The sequence below is a fragment of the Burkholderia lata genome (genome assembly GCF_902499025.1).
GTDB classification, from domain to species: domain Bacteria; phylum Pseudomonadota; class Gammaproteobacteria; order Burkholderiales; family Burkholderiaceae; genus Burkholderia; species Burkholderia lata_C.
This window is the reverse complement of sequence record NZ_CABVPW010000001.1, coordinates 322431-335025: the sequence shown is the minus strand read 5'-3', so window position 1 is coordinate 335025 and position 12595 is coordinate 322431. Positions and strand designations below refer to the sequence as shown.

General features: G+C 66.0%; 13 protein-coding genes and 1 pseudogene. 5 read left to right on the top strand and 9 right to left on the bottom strand.

Annotation, left to right across the window (positions count from 1 at the left end):
• The first annotated feature begins 442 nt into the window (after window positions 1–442).
• Window positions 443–715, top strand: coding sequence for a DUF4148 domain-containing protein (locus BDI24065_RS01425; RefSeq protein WP_175029668.1), 273 nt, complete (start codon window positions 443–445; stop codon window positions 713–715).
• A gap of 286 nt (window positions 716–1001) precedes the next feature.
• Here BDI24065_RS01425 and BDI24065_RS01420 read toward each other — a convergent pair whose 3' ends face one another.
• The gene (locus BDI24065_RS01420) at window positions 1002–1751 is read right to left on the bottom strand and encodes an SDR family oxidoreductase (protein ID WP_175029667.1); all 750 of its coding nucleotides are present in this window, start codon (window positions 1749–1751) and stop codon (window positions 1002–1004) included.
• 45 nt (window positions 1752–1796) lie between these two features.
• Between BDI24065_RS01420 and BDI24065_RS01415 the strand changes: the two genes are divergently transcribed.
• The 3 genes and pseudogenes from BDI24065_RS01415 (at window position 1797) to BDI24065_RS01405 (ending at window position 4156) form a co-directional block, all read left to right on the top strand.
• Entirely contained in the window at window positions 1797–2774 is a 978-nt protein-coding gene (locus tag BDI24065_RS01415) for an AraC family transcriptional regulator (protein WP_175029666.1), read from the top strand.
• Window positions 2775–2847: 73 nt separating this feature from the next.
• Window positions 2848–3704 (top strand): annotated as a pseudogene (locus tag BDI24065_RS01410) (AraC family transcriptional regulator).
• A gap of 44 nt (window positions 3705–3748) precedes the next feature.
• Entirely contained in the window at window positions 3749–4156 is a 408-nt protein-coding gene (locus tag BDI24065_RS01405; protein ID WP_175029665.1) for a DUF2000 family protein, read from the top strand.
• Window positions 4157–4346: 190 nt separating this feature from the next.
• On the opposite strand, the gene BDI24065_RS01400 is transcribed toward BDI24065_RS01405, so the two are convergent.
• From BDI24065_RS01400 to BDI24065_RS01385, 4 genes are all read right to left on the bottom strand, one after another.
• Window positions 4347–4697 (bottom strand): VOC family protein, encoded by a 351-nt coding sequence (locus BDI24065_RS01400; RefSeq protein WP_175029664.1) that lies wholly within the window; start codon window positions 4695–4697, stop codon window positions 4347–4349.
• A 66-nt stretch (window positions 4698–4763) separates the two neighbouring features.
• A complete protein-coding gene (locus BDI24065_RS01395) occupies window positions 4764–5687 on the bottom strand; it encodes a DMT family transporter (protein ID WP_175029663.1) in 924 nt (307 codons plus the stop codon).
• A gap of 13 nt (window positions 5688–5700) precedes the next feature.
• Window positions 5701–6687: a 2OG-Fe(II) oxygenase gene (locus tag BDI24065_RS01390; protein WP_175029662.1), complete on the bottom strand. Its 987-nt coding sequence runs from the start codon at window positions 6685–6687 to the stop codon at window positions 5701–5703.
• A gap of 29 nt (window positions 6688–6716) precedes the next feature.
• A complete protein-coding gene (locus BDI24065_RS01385) occupies window positions 6717–7697 on the bottom strand; it encodes a hypothetical protein (RefSeq protein WP_175029661.1) in 981 nt (326 codons plus the stop codon).
• 132 nt (window positions 7698–7829) lie between these two features.
• Here BDI24065_RS01385 and BDI24065_RS01380 point away from each other — a divergent pair, with 132 nt between their 5' ends.
• Window positions 7830–8681 carry a LysR substrate-binding domain-containing protein gene (locus BDI24065_RS01380; protein WP_175029660.1) on the top strand — a complete coding sequence of 284 codons (852 nt, stop codon included), beginning with the start codon at window positions 7830–7832 and terminating at the stop codon, window positions 8679–8681.
• Window positions 8682–8763: 82 nt separating this feature from the next.
• On the opposite strand, the gene BDI24065_RS01375 is transcribed toward BDI24065_RS01380, so the two are convergent.
• Genes BDI24065_RS01375 through livH form a run of 4 tightly spaced genes read right to left on the bottom strand, consistent with a single transcriptional unit; the run spans window position 8764 to window position 12444 of the window.
• Window positions 8764–9465 carry an ABC transporter ATP-binding protein gene (locus BDI24065_RS01375; protein WP_011354263.1) on the bottom strand — a complete coding sequence of 234 codons (702 nt, stop codon included), beginning with the start codon at window positions 9463–9465 and terminating at the stop codon, window positions 8764–8766.
• The gene (livG, locus tag BDI24065_RS01370; RefSeq protein ID WP_174936649.1) at window positions 9465–10238 is read right to left on the bottom strand and encodes a high-affinity branched-chain amino acid ABC transporter ATP-binding protein LivG; all 774 of its coding nucleotides are present in this window, start codon (window positions 10236–10238) and stop codon (window positions 9465–9467) included. The genes BDI24065_RS01375 and livG overlap by 1 nt, the downstream gene beginning before the upstream one ends.
• On the bottom strand, window positions 10235–11506 hold the full coding sequence (locus BDI24065_RS01365; protein WP_175029659.1) for a high-affinity branched-chain amino acid ABC transporter permease LivM: 1272 nt from the start codon (window positions 11504–11506) through the stop codon (window positions 10235–10237). Before BDI24065_RS01365 ends, livG begins: the two co-directional genes overlap by 4 nt.
• An 11-nt stretch (window positions 11507–11517) precedes the next feature.
• Complete coding sequence (gene livH / locus BDI24065_RS01360) at window positions 11518–12444, bottom strand: high-affinity branched-chain amino acid ABC transporter permease LivH (protein ID WP_041493199.1); 927 nt, start codon at window positions 12442–12444, stop codon at window positions 11518–11520.
• Between the last annotated feature and the right edge of the window lie 151 nt (window positions 12445–12595).

Sequence of the window (12595 nt, the reverse complement as noted above, 5' to 3'; positions counted from 1 at the left end):
TCGCTCGCGGGCCGGGGCGAGACGCTCGACTTCACACGTTCCGCGATGTCTGTCCAGTTTAGACATTCCACATGACAACGACGGCAATTGCCCCCTTTCAAGAGGGCGTTAAACCGGCATGCGGGTTCTATCATTCCGCCATTCCGGCTGCATTCGCGCGACGAACCCACTCCTGCGTTCGGCATCGGGCATTTGTCCGGCGCGATCCGATGACAGCGGAATAACCCGATTCACGATGCGCGAGTCAAACGCGCACAAGACGACTCGACACGCGCGACAGAACCCTGTCGCAAAGCCGTGCATGCCGATGCGTCAGTCGCCGGAACACCTTGATGAATTGCCGGGGGAGGATCGACGTGACGCATGCGGAACGTCGACATACGCGGACGATGCAGAATCCGCGTCGTGGTTGTTGCATTGCTTTTTCATGTGAGGTGCCACGATGAAGAGCATGTACAAGGCGGCCTTGGCCGTCGTTTGTGTGGTGGGTGCGTCAGGCCTCGCCCGGGCGCAGGACGATGGCGCAGCGGCAGCGTCGAGCAAGCCGTCCGACTCGGCGATCAGTGCGACGTCGATGGGCAGCATGCCCAGCGCCGGGTCGCAGGCGGGCGCGCCGGCCGGGCTCACGCGCGCGCAGGTCAAGGAGGAATACCTGCGTATGCAGAAGTCGGGGGAACTCCAGCGTCTCAACCAGCTGTATGGAGGCGGCCAGTAGCAATCGATGTCCGGCTCGGCGTGGTCGCTCGTGTATCGGGTGGGGGTCGTGATGGCGACCACACATGGCCGACGGATGGAAGGCGCACGGAAGCGCGCCCGGCGTTCTTGCATGCCGAGCGCGACAGGCTGAAACATACACGGACCGCATCCGTCCGTGATGCATGCACAACCGTGCATGCCATCGCGCCGCCGGCCTGTTGCCGGCGGCATCCCGCATCACGCGCGCAAACAAGCCGGCCTGATCCTGTCGTCGGCAAGCCGATTCGCGCTCATGTCGGCGAGCGTCAGCCCGCTTCGGCCGCCCACGCTACGGCATCGGCGCCGGCCGGAATGCGCATCGGGCACGACGGGTCGGTCGCCGCACGCCACACGGCCTCGGCGACGTCCTGCGCATGGGTGATCGGCGCGGATGCGTCGACCATGCGCGCAAACGCCGCCGCGACAAAATCCGCATAAGCCTCGTGCTCGAAGCCGTGCATGTGCGCGCGCGCGTTGTCGGCGAAACGCGTGTCGGGCGCACGGCCCGGCAGCACGAGACGCGCACGCACGCCGAACGGTTCGAGTTCGAGCGCCACCGATTCGGTATACGCATTGACCGCCGCCTTGCTGGCGCGATAGGCGGCGAGCAGCGGCAGCACCTTCAGCGTGACGCTCGACGTGACGTTCACGACGACTCCGGCCCCGCGCTGGCGCAACTGCGGCAGCACGGCTTCCGTCACCGCGATCGTGCCGATCGTGTTGGTTTCGAACAGCGCACGCACGGTGTCGATCGGCATCAGTTCGGCCGGTGCGGCGGCGCCGAAACCCGCATTGTTGACGAGCACGTCGATCGGGCCGGCGGCATCGATCGCGGCCCGGATGCTGTCGGGGTTCGTGACATCGAGCGCGAGCACGCGCAGGTGCTCCGACGGCGGCAGCACGTCCTCGCGGGGTGTACGCATCGTCGCGACGACCTGCCAGTCGCGGGCCAGGAAATAGCGGGCAATCTCGAGGCCGAAGCCGGAGGAACAGCCGGTGATCAATACGGTCTTCATGCGAACTCACTCCTGTGACGTGTTGAGCATGTGTTCGTACGATAGATGGCCGGATCCGTATTCGCTACAATCGAAAATCCGATTTTCATTTGCGAGAGTCCGGCGATGATCGATCCGTTGACCGAGGTCGTGACGCTGCTGCAACCGGGCGCGCGGCACGCCAAATACATCCGCGGCGCAAGCCCGTGGTCGATCAGCCGCACGGTCGCGGGCGAGCCGTTCTATTGCGCGATCCTCGACGGCGGGTGCCGGATCGCGATCGACGGGCACGCGCCGATCGAGCTGCTGCCCGGCGACTTCATGCTGATTCCGGCGGTGTACGGCGTCGCGATGTCCAGCCTCGAACCGCCGCCGCCGGGCGTCGAAACCGCACCACCGGTCGAGCTCGACCACGGCGAATTCCGGATCGGCGATCCTGCCAACCCGGTCGACACGCGGATGATGGCCGGCAACTGCACCTTCGGTTCGTCGGACGCCTCGCTGCTGGTGTCGCTCTTGCCCCGATTCGTGCACGTCCGCGGCGAACCGCGGCTGACCACGCTCGTGCAACTCGTGCGCGACGAATCGCGTGCGCAGCGCCCCGCGCGCGAGGTCGTGCTGGCGCGCCTGCTGGAAGTGCTGCTGATCGAGGCGCTGCGCTTCACGTCCGGCACGAACGCGTCGCCCGGCCTCGTGCGCGGGCTGGCCGACAGCCGGCTGGCCGCCGCGATCCGCCGGATGCACGAACGCCCCGCCCATCCGTGGACGATCGTCGAGCTGGCGAAGGAAGCCGCGTTGTCGCGCTCGACCTTCTTCGAACGCTTCAGCCGCGCGGTCGGCCTCGCGCCGATGGAATACCTGCTCACGTGGCGCATGGCGCTCGCGAAGGATCTGCTCCGCCGCAACGAGGGCCGCATCGCCGAGATCGCGGGCCGCGTTGGCTACAGTTCCGCGAGCACCTTCAGCGTCGCGTTCACGCGGCACGTCGGCCGGCCGCCCGCGCAATATGCGCGCGACGAACAGGCGACGGAAAACGAAGCATGATGCGCACCCTCAACCCCTGCCCCGCGGCCAGCAGACACTATCCGTCACGCAACAACGACGCGCGACGCATCCGATGACGACACCCGCGAAGCACATCGACACGACCGACCACTGGCTCGTCGCGCGGCGCGATGCGGAAACCGGCATCGAAAGCCTGCATGCGCATTTCAACGGCCATGCATACGACGCGCACGATCACGACGACATGCTGGTCGGCTTCACCGAACAGGGCGTACAGCAATTCCAGTGCCACCGGTCGGTGCATACGAGCGTGCCCGGCCGCGCGATCCTGATCGAGCCGGGCGCGCTGCACGACGGTCATGCGCCCGAAGCCGGCGGCTTCACCTACGGGATGCTGTACCTGCCCCAAGCGTGGGTCGAGCGCGCGGCGCGCCGACTGGACCTGCCGGGCCTCGGCGGCGTCGAGGCGTCGTTCGGCCATACGCTCGTCGACGATCGCGGCCTCGTCGATACAATCCGCCAAGCGTTTCTCGCGATCCACGGCAACGAAGGCAAGCTCGCGCGCGACCAGACGCTCGACCGCCTGCTGATGCGGCTCGGTGGTGAACTACGCGGCCCGCTCGCGCTGGAAAGCGCAATCGTGCCGCCCGCGATCGCGCGCGTGCGCGATCTGCTGCATGAAAACATGGACGGCAACATCGGGCTCGACGAACTCGCGAATGTCGCCGGGATCGACCGGTTCCGGCTGACGCGGCTGTTCCAGCGTGTGTTCGGCACGTCGCCGCACGCGTACCTGGTGCGCTTGCGGCTGCGTGCCGCGCGCCGGCTGCTGGCGGCCGGCCGCACGCCCGCGCAGGCGCCGCGGACGTCGGCTTCGCCGACCAGAGCCACCTGGGCCGCTGGTTCCGCCGCGCGTACCGGATCACGCCGGCCGCATACCGGCAGCTGTGCACAAACGTTCCAGACTGATCGCGCGCGGCATCCGGTCATGAGCGTCCCTACAAGGAGCACTCATGTTCGATACCAAGGTAGCGCTGATCGTGCGCGACGATCTCGCAGCGTGGCAGAAACTCAATGTCGTCGCGTTTCTCGCGACGGGCGTCGCGGCCGAAGCGCCCGAAGCGCTCGGCGAGCCGTACGAAGATGCGGCGGGACGCCGCTACGGCCGCATGCTGGGCCAGCCGATGCTGGTGTTCGCTGCCGACCTGAACGGCCTGCAGGCTGCGCACCGGCAGGCGCTGTCGCGCGAGCTCACGATCGTGCCCTACGTGCACGCAATGTTTTCGACCGGGCACGACGCGGCCAACCGCGACGTATTTCGCGCCGGCGATGCAGAAAATCTCGACTTCGTCGGGCTCGCGCTACGCGGGCCGAAGAAGGCGGTGGAAAAAGCCGTGAAGGGGCTGGCGTTGCATGCGTGATGCACCGGCGTTCTGGCTACAAGAGATGGCCCGCGTTGCCGATTTTGTCTCGATTCGGACGGATTGCCCGGATGTAGCACATTTGGCTACGATCAGAGCCGATTTGGCTACACCTTGACTGCGACCGGCACGCCACCCGCCATACCCGAGCGCTACCGGAACGACGCGGCCAATCACGATGTATTCCGGGTCAGCAATGCGCAAGCACGTTGACGAGCTTGCCGAACGGATCGCGCACATAGAATCGCCGCACGCCCCAAGGCTCGTCAGCCGGGCCGTATTCGACCGGAATCCCGGCCGCCTGCACACGTGCAAGCGCTTCATCGACGTCGTCGACCTCGATCGACAGATCGGGCGTCGGCGTGCCCGATCCGCCCTGCGATGCGAAGCTGATCTGCACGTCCATCTGATCGGCATTGCCGTAGGTCGCGATCCAGCCGTGGTCCATCAGCACGTCGAGGCCGAAGATCCGTTGGTAGAAGCGCTTTGCGTCGTCGACTGATCGGGTGTCGATATTGGCGACGATCCGTTTGACTTTCATCGGGTTCCTTCGCGGGTCGTGACAGTACCGCGACGCTACACCGGAACCGCGCGCGCAACCAGTGCATCAGCGGCCGGCCGCCTCCATGTCCGCCCGCCGTGCCCGCGCGGGCCGCTCGACGTGCTTGCCGGCCAGCCACACGCCGATCGCGACAACGACGATGCCGAGATAGGTCGTCACCTCGATCCGGTCGCCGAACATCCATGCGGCCCACATCAGCGTCACGGGCGGTTCGAGATAGACGAGGGTCGCCACGCGCGTCGCGGGCATGCGCTTGAGCAGCGCCCACAACGACAGATAGGCGATGAAGGTCGAGAACACCGTCAGCCACACGACGGAGACCCACACATTCGGCTGGGTCGGCACGTGCAGGTCGCCCGTGACGATCCCGCACACCGCGAACAGCACGAGGCTCACGCAGCCCTGCACGAACAGCGGCAGAAACAGCCCGTCCTCGTTGCTGCGCGCGGCCGTCAGCGCGCGGCGCCGCTGATAGATCGTCGCGATCGACAGCCCCAGCGCGGACACCAGCGGCAGCAGGTACATCACGAGCCCGACCGAGCCGGCCGGCAGCGCATACTGCCCGCCGATCACGATGCCCACGCCGACGAACCCGACGACGAGCCCGGCCCACTGTCGCGCCCCGCTACGCTCACTGCCTTCCACCGCCGTCATCGCGGCGGTGATGAGCGGCTGCATCGCGGCGACGATCGCGGCGATGCCGGGCGGCAGGCCATGCTGAATCGCCACGTACACGCAGGCCAGGTAGAGAAACTGCGACAGGAAGCCGATCACCGCGTGATAGCGCAGCTTCTCCCACGTCAGGCGCCCGAGCTGCCGGTTGAGGACGATCGCCAGACACAGCGTGACGAGCAGGAACCGCCAGAACAGCAGATTGAACGCGCCGGCCGTCTCCGCGCCGAGCTTGGCGCCGATGAAGCCGGAACTCCACGACAACACGAAAACGAGCTGGAGCAGGAATAGCTGCATGGGGCGACGGCTCTCAGAAAGTTGCCGGGGACAGGCGCTGGTCTTCCAGATCCTCGGGGCGAATCGGTTCGAGCCCGAGGCGGAGGTACTGCAGTTCGGCGTCGTCCCGAAGGGCGCGCTGCAGCGCCAGCCAGTTGACGACCGTGCGCGGGATGCCGTCGTCCGACGCCAGATGCCAGAACCCGTTGTCGTCCTCCCGCGTGTAGGGGCAATGAAACGACAGCACCAGCGACATGCGCCGCCCCGACTCGACCGGTTCGACGCCATGGAACAGCTTGCTGCCGTAGATGAGCAGCGCGTCGCCCGCGTGGTCCAGGTTCGCGGTCTTCACATGCCGGCGTTCGCGATCGTGGCGGTCGAAGGTCTCCGCCGTCGATTCGTAGAACAGAAAGTTGCCGCCCTCGTAGTCGGATCGATCCGACAGCACGATGTTCAGCACGAAGCTGGTGCCGTCGGTGTGCCACATGCCCAGCTGCTCTTTGCCGTCGCGCTGGTCCATCGGGTAGTAGTAGTTGAACTGCGACCGCGCATTGACCATCGGATACGGAATCAGCGGCACACCGGCCAGACGCGACACTCTCAACAGGAACGCGCGATCATGCATCATGTCGTCGATGAACCGCGAGCGCTCCGTCACCGCACGCACGCGCTTCGAGATGATCCAGTTGCTGCTCGACGCGCTGCGCTCCAGCGCGCGGCCGATCTCGCGCAGCGCATCGACCGCTTCGTCGGCAAACAGCCCGCGAAGATGGCACACCGCGTTGAGCGCATCCGAGCGCGTGCCGCGCATCGGCACACCGCGATAGCCGAGGGCGTCGAGATTGCGCCGGTATCGCACTTCATAGCCATCGCGCAGGCAGGCGCTGCTCCAGCGCATCGGTTCCGTCGCGGCATCCAGCGTGCCGTCGACATTCGCGCCGCCGGACAGCGACGTCTGCAACGCAAGCCTCACCCGATCGAACCCTCGCGCAAACACCGGCAATGCATTTCCCTTGTTCATCGCGTGCCTCGCTGTCGTGGTTGCGGCATTCAGCCCTTGAACTGGGCGATCTGGTACACGACGCTGCCGTCGCCGCTGTGCAGTTCGTCGATCACGCGGCAATTGGCGTGGCTATGGCGGACGTGGCGGAATTGCTCCGGCGTGTATTTCAGGCAGACGTTGGTGATCAGATGCCCGTCGGCCCCGGCTTTCGATACGGGTTGCAGCGTGACCGCCACATGGAACTGGTCGCCGAGCAGATTGAGCCGGACGATCGACACATGGTGCTCGCCGAGCGGCTCGAAGCCCTGCTGCCGGCTGACGACTTCGGAAAACCGCACCATGTTCTCGTTCTGGTAGAAGTTGTAGATGGGCTCTTCACGCCCCTCGACCAGCAGCTGCATCTCCGACACCACGTAGGTCGACTTGCCGCCGAGATTGCGGATGAGCCGGCCGATCGTCACGGGCAATTCGTTGCCTTCCTGGAAACCGAGCATCGTGATGAACGTCACGTCCTGGCCCACGTCGATGTGGTTCCATTGCACGTTCCGGTAATCGTCGGCGATGTAGTTGAAACAGCCGGGCGTTTTCAGGAACGGCATGATCGCGTGCCGCATCGCGTCTTCCGACGACTCGTTGATGTCGACGGCCGTATAGCGCAGATGGTCCGGCCCGCCGCCGCTGACGGCCTTCATGAGTTCGGTCGTCTTGACCGGCTCCGGCCCGAGCTCGATGTAATGCACGTCGCGGCCGCGCGACAACGTCGCGAGCCGCTCGCTCAACTGGCCGATCGCTTCGCGCAACGAACCGTTGCCGTCGCGGTCCGCGCACAGCGCGGGGCTCCGCACGCCCAGCTCGTTCAGGTTGCGCATCAGCGAAAACACCTCGCGCCCGGCTTCCTTCCTCCTCGCGTCATCGTCGCTGCGCTTCAGCGTCGAATACTTCTCGTGATTCTCGACCGTCCATACCGACTCGGCCTTCAACTTCCTGTCCCGCACCAATGCATCTACAACGAAATCGTTGATCGACATGAATCGTTCCCCGGATACGTGCAACGCGCGACCGGCTGCCTGCCGTTGTCTGCCTGTTGACCGAGAATATGGGATGCCCAATAATTCCGTCAATCGACATTACCTGAATCACTGATTCGGAAAAACCAAATCATGCCACGCACCCTGGACGTCGACCTGCTGCGTACCTTCCACGCCGTCGCGAAGCTCGGCCGCTTCAAGGATGCGGCCGCGCATGTGAATCGCAGCCCGTCGTCGGTCACGGCGCAGATTCAGAAGCTCGAGGAAATGGTCGCGCAGCGCTTGTTCACGCGAAACAACCAGGCCGTCGAACTCACGCAGTACGGCCACAAGCTGCTGAGCGACACCACCGAGTTTCTGCTGAGCCACGACCGGCTCGTCGAATCGCTGTCGCCGCAGATGCTGACCGGCAAGTTGCGGCTCGGCATCCCCGATTCGTACGCCGCGCACTTCATGGCGGAATTCCTGCCGCGCTTCGCCGCCGACCGGCCGCTGCTCGAACTGACGGTCGAAGCGCGCTCCAGCGAAGAGCTGCAGTCGCTGTTCTCGCGCGGCCAGCTGGACATCACGATCGCCGTGGTGCCGAAGGCGCCGCCGCACAGCGAGCTGCTCAGCAAGACCCATCCGGTGTGGGTCGCCGCACGGACCTTCAAGTTCAATCCCGACGCGCCGCTGCCGATCGCCGTGCAACTGCAGGGCTGCCCGTACCGCGACACCGCGCTGAATGCGCTGAAAAAGGCGAAGATCCCGCACCGGATGCTGCTCGAGAGCGCCAGTTCGCCGGCGGTCGAGGCGTGCATCGCGAACGGCCTCGCGGTCGGCCTCATCGAACACGATCGCGTGTCGGGCAACCTGACGAGCCACGTCGCCGGGATCGTGCTGCCCGATCTCCCGCCGCACCTGATCACCATCCTGACGGACGACAGCAATCGCGCCGCGCTGCATCTGCGCGACGTACTGAAAAGCACGTTCAGGATCGGATGAAGACAAGGCCGGGAACCGGCCTTGCATGGGAAAGCGAAAGAAGAAGCGCCGCCGGCCCGTTGCAGGCCGGCGGCATCCGGCGTCAACCGCCGAGGTACGCCTGCTTGATCCGGTCGTTCGCGAGCAGGTTCGCGCCCGTATCGGCGAGCACCACGCGCCCCGTTTCGAGCACGTAGCCGCGATCGGCCACACCCAGCGCCTTGTTCGCGTTCTGCTCGACGAGGAACACCGTGACGCCTTCGTCGCGGATCGTGCGGATGATGTCGAAGATCTGCGCGATCACGAGCGGCGCGAGGCCGAGCGTCGGCTCGTCGAGCAGCAGCAGGCGCGGCTTGCTCATCAGCGCGCGGCCGATCGCCAGCATCTGCTGCTCGCCGCCCGACATCGTGCCGGCCCGCTGCGCCGCCCGTTCCTTCAGGCGCGGAAACAGCTTGAACACGTGCTCGATGCCGTCGTCGATCTCGTGGCGGCTCGCGAAGAAGCCGCCCATCTTCAGGTTCTCGAGCACCGTCAGGCTCGGGAACACGCGCCGTCCTTCCGGCGAGATCGCCATCCCCTGCCGCATGATCTGGTGCGTCGACATCGCGGTGATGTCCTTGCCCTCGAACAGCACGCGACCCGACGATGCGCGCGGCGTGCCGCACACGGTCATCATCAGCGTCGTCTTGCCGGCGCCGTTGCTGCCGATCAGCGTGACGATCTCGCCCTTGTTCACCTCGATCGACACGCCCGCGAGCGCCTCGACCGCGCCGTAGTGCGTATGGACCTGTTCCAGCTTCAGCATCACTCTTCCCCCAGATACGCCTTGATCACGCGCGGGTCGTTGCGGACCGCTTCCGGCGTGCCGATCACGATCGGCCGGCCGTGCTCCATCACGAGGATGCGGTCCGATACGCCCATCACGAGGCTCATGTCGTGTTCGATCAGCAGCACCGATACGCCGAACTCGCGGCGCAGCTTGTCGATCAGGTGCTGCAGCTCGATCTTCTCCTGCGGGTTGAGGCCGGCCGCCGGCTCGTCGAGCATCAGGAGGCGCGGTTCGGTGATCATGCAGCGCGCGATCTCCAGACGCCGCTGGTGCCCGTACGACAGCGTGCCGGCCTGGCGGTTGGCCACCGCCGTCAGCCCCATCCGGTCGAGCCACACCGCCGCGCGCTCGAGCGCTTCCTTCTCCGCGTGACGATAGGCGGGCGTCGCGAACAGCCCGTGCAGCAGCCCCGCCTTCACCTTGCGGTGCTGCGCGACGAGCAGGTTCTCGACGACCGTCAGCGACTTGAACAGGCGGATGTTCTGGAACGTCCGCACCAGGCCCTTCAACGCGATCTTGTGGCTCGGCAGCCCCGCGATCGCATGGCCGTCGAGCACGACGTCGCCGCCGGTCGGCTTGTAGAAGCCGCCGACGCAGTTGAACACCGTGGTCTTGCCCGCGCCGTTCGGCCCGATGATCGCGAACACTTCATCGCGACGCACGTCGAAATCGATCCCGTCCACCGCGAGCAACCCGCCGAAGCGCATCTGCAGCCCGGCGACCTTCAACAGTTCTGCATTCGCGCTCATTGCGGCAGCTCCACGTGGGGACGGCTCGCGGGCAGCAGGCCCTGCGGACGCCACATCATCATCAACACCATCACGAGACCGAAGATCAGCATCCGGTACTCGGCGAAGCCGCGCGCGACTTCCGGCAGCACGGTCAGCAGGATCGCCGCGAGAATCACGCCGAGCTGCGAGCCCATCCCGCCGAGCACGACGATCGCGAGGATCAGCGCCGATTCGATGAAGGTGAACGATTCAGGATTCACGAGGCCCTGGCGCGCCGCGAAGAACGCGCCGCCGATGCCGGCGAACGCCGCGCCGAGCGTGAACGCCGACAGCTTGATGCGCGTCGGGTTCAGACCCAGCGAACGGCATGCGATCTCGTCGTCGCGCAGCGCTTCCCATGCGCGGCCCATCGGCATGCGGATCAGGCGGCTCGTCACGAACAGCGTGAAGCAGACCAGCACCAGCGCGATCAGGTACAGGAAGATCACCATGTGCTCGCCGCTGTATTCCAGCCCGATCAGTTCATGGAAGGTCTTCGCGCCTTCGACGCTCGCACTGCGCGCCATCTCGAAGCCGAACACGGTCGGTTTCGGAATGCTTGAGATGCCGTCCGGGCCGCCCGTGAGGCTCGTCAGGTTGTTCGCGAGCAGGCGGATGATTTCGCCGAAGCCGAGCGTCACGATCGCGAGATAGTCGCCGCGCAGGCGCAGCACCGGGAAGCCCAGCAGGAAGCCGAACGTCGCCGCCGCGATGGCCGCGATCGGCAGGCACTCCCAGAACGACAGCCCGAAATACTGGTTCAGCATCGCGTACGTATAGCCGCCGACCGCGTAGAACCCGACATAGCCGAGATCGAGCAGCCCCGCGAAACCGACCACGATGTTCAGCCCGAGGCCGAGGATCACGTAGATCAGCGCGAGCGTCGCGACGTCCACCGCACCGCGCGAGCCGAAGAACGGCCACACGAACCCGATCGCGAGCATCACCCAGATGATCACGCGCTGCTGCTGCGCGCCCATCGCGGGCACCGCCGGCAGCTTCACCGCCGCTTTCGCACGCACGAGCCACGGCTTGAACAACTGGAACAGGAACACGGCCGCGACCGCGATCCATACCGGGCGCCAGTGCGGCGTCAGCACGACCTGATAGCCGTCGAGCTTCAGTTGCAGACCGAGCACCGGAATCGTGAGGATCGCCGTCAGGAACGCGGCGGCCACGGCATTTTTCAGCGCCTGGCCGATCGAAGCGTCGGCGGCCGGGCGGCGAATGGAAATGACTTGACTCATCTGCGTCTCCCTCAGACCTTTTCGATGTCCGACTTGCCGAGCAGGCCGGTCGGGCGGAAGAGCAGGATCAGCACGAGCAGGCCGAACGCGACGACGTCCTTGTACTCGGCCGGCATGTAGCCCGCTGCGAAGGTTTCCGCGAGGCCGAGCAGCACGCCGCCGAGCATCGCGCCCGGGATGCTGCCGATCCCGCCGAGCACCGCGGCGGTGAACGCCTTGATGCCCGCGACGAAGCCGATATACGGATTCAGCTTGCCGATCGTCAGCCCGATCAGCACGCCGCCGACAGCGGCCAGCATCGCGCCGAGCACGAACGTGAACGAGATCACGCGGTTCGTGTCGATGCCGAGCAGGTTCGCCATCTTCATGTCCTCGGCGCATGCGCGGCACGCACGGCCCATCCGCGAATGCGAGATGAACAGCGTGAGCGCGATCATCAGCACGAGCGTCACGCAGACGATCATCAGGCGCGAATACGGGATGGTCACGTCGAAGTCGCCGCCGAGATGGATGTCGAACGCGCCGGAGATCAGCACCGGCACGGACACGTCGCGCGCGCCCTGGCCGATCTGCACGTAGTTCTGCAGGAAGATCGACATGCCGATCGCGGAGATCAGCGGCACGAGGCGCGGCCCGCCGCGCAGCGGACGATACGCGACGCGCTCGACCGCGAAACCGTACAGGCCGGTGACGATCACCGACACGATCAGCGCGGCGCCGAGCACGAGCGGCAGCGGATAGCCGGCGGAGATGCCGATTGCAGTGAGGGTCACGAGGCCCACGTAGGCGCCGATCATGTAGATCTCGCCGTGGGCGAAGTTGATCATGCCGATGATGCCGTAGACCATCGAATAGCCGATGGCGATCAGCGCATAGATCGCACCCAGCGTCAGGCCGTTGACCAGCTGCTGGGCGAATTGCGGAAAGAAGTCAGTCATGTGCGGGAAGCTCCCGTTGGCGTTGTGTCGCATGCCGTCGCCGGATCACGGCGTTCGGCCGCGCGCAACGCACGGTGTCGTCTCGGGCCGCCCCTTGGCTGCGCACTGGGCCGATGCGCAGCCAATACGCACCCGCCCCGTCCGGGTCTCG

Excerpts from the sequence above, each read along its gene's own strand:
- BDI24065_RS01425 (WP_175029668.1), top strand. The coding sequence starts at position 443 with ATGAAGAGCATGTACAAGGCGGCCTTGGCCGTCGTTTGTGTGGTGGGT.
- BDI24065_RS01420 (WP_175029667.1), bottom strand. The coding sequence starts at position 1,751 with ATGAAGACCGTATTGATCACCGGCTGTTCCTCCGGCTTCGGCCTCGAG.
- BDI24065_RS01415 (WP_175029666.1), top strand. The coding sequence starts at position 1,797 with ATGGCCGGATCCGTATTCGCTACAATCGAAAATCCGATTTTCATTTGC.
- BDI24065_RS01405 (WP_175029665.1), top strand. The coding sequence starts at position 3,749 with ATGTTCGATACCAAGGTAGCGCTGATCGTGCGCGACGATCTCGCAGCG.
- BDI24065_RS01400 (WP_175029664.1), bottom strand. The coding sequence starts at position 4,697 with ATGAAAGTCAAACGGATCGTCGCCAATATCGACACCCGATCAGTCGAC.
- BDI24065_RS01395 (WP_175029663.1), bottom strand. The coding sequence starts at position 5,687 with ATGCAGCTATTCCTGCTCCAGCTCGTTTTCGTGTTGTCGTGGAGTTCC.
- BDI24065_RS01390 (WP_175029662.1), bottom strand. The coding sequence starts at position 6,687 with ATGAACAAGGGAAATGCATTGCCGGTGTTTGCGCGAGGGTTCGATCGG.
- BDI24065_RS01385 (WP_175029661.1), bottom strand. The coding sequence starts at position 7,697 with ATGTCGATCAACGATTTCGTTGTAGATGCATTGGTGCGGGACAGGAAG.
- BDI24065_RS01380 (WP_175029660.1), top strand. The coding sequence starts at position 7,830 with ATGCCACGCACCCTGGACGTCGACCTGCTGCGTACCTTCCACGCCGTC.
- BDI24065_RS01375 (WP_011354263.1), bottom strand. The coding sequence starts at position 9,465 with ATGCTGAAGCTGGAACAGGTCCATACGCACTACGGCGCGGTCGAGGCG.
- livG (WP_174936649.1), bottom strand. The coding sequence starts at position 10,238 with ATGAGCGCGAATGCAGAACTGTTGAAGGTCGCCGGGCTGCAGATGCGC.
- BDI24065_RS01365 (WP_175029659.1), bottom strand. The coding sequence starts at position 11,506 with ATGAGTCAAGTCATTTCCATTCGCCGCCCGGCCGCCGACGCTTCGATC.
- livH (WP_041493199.1), bottom strand. The coding sequence starts at position 12,444 with ATGACTGACTTCTTTCCGCAATTCGCCCAGCAGCTGGTCAACGGCCTG.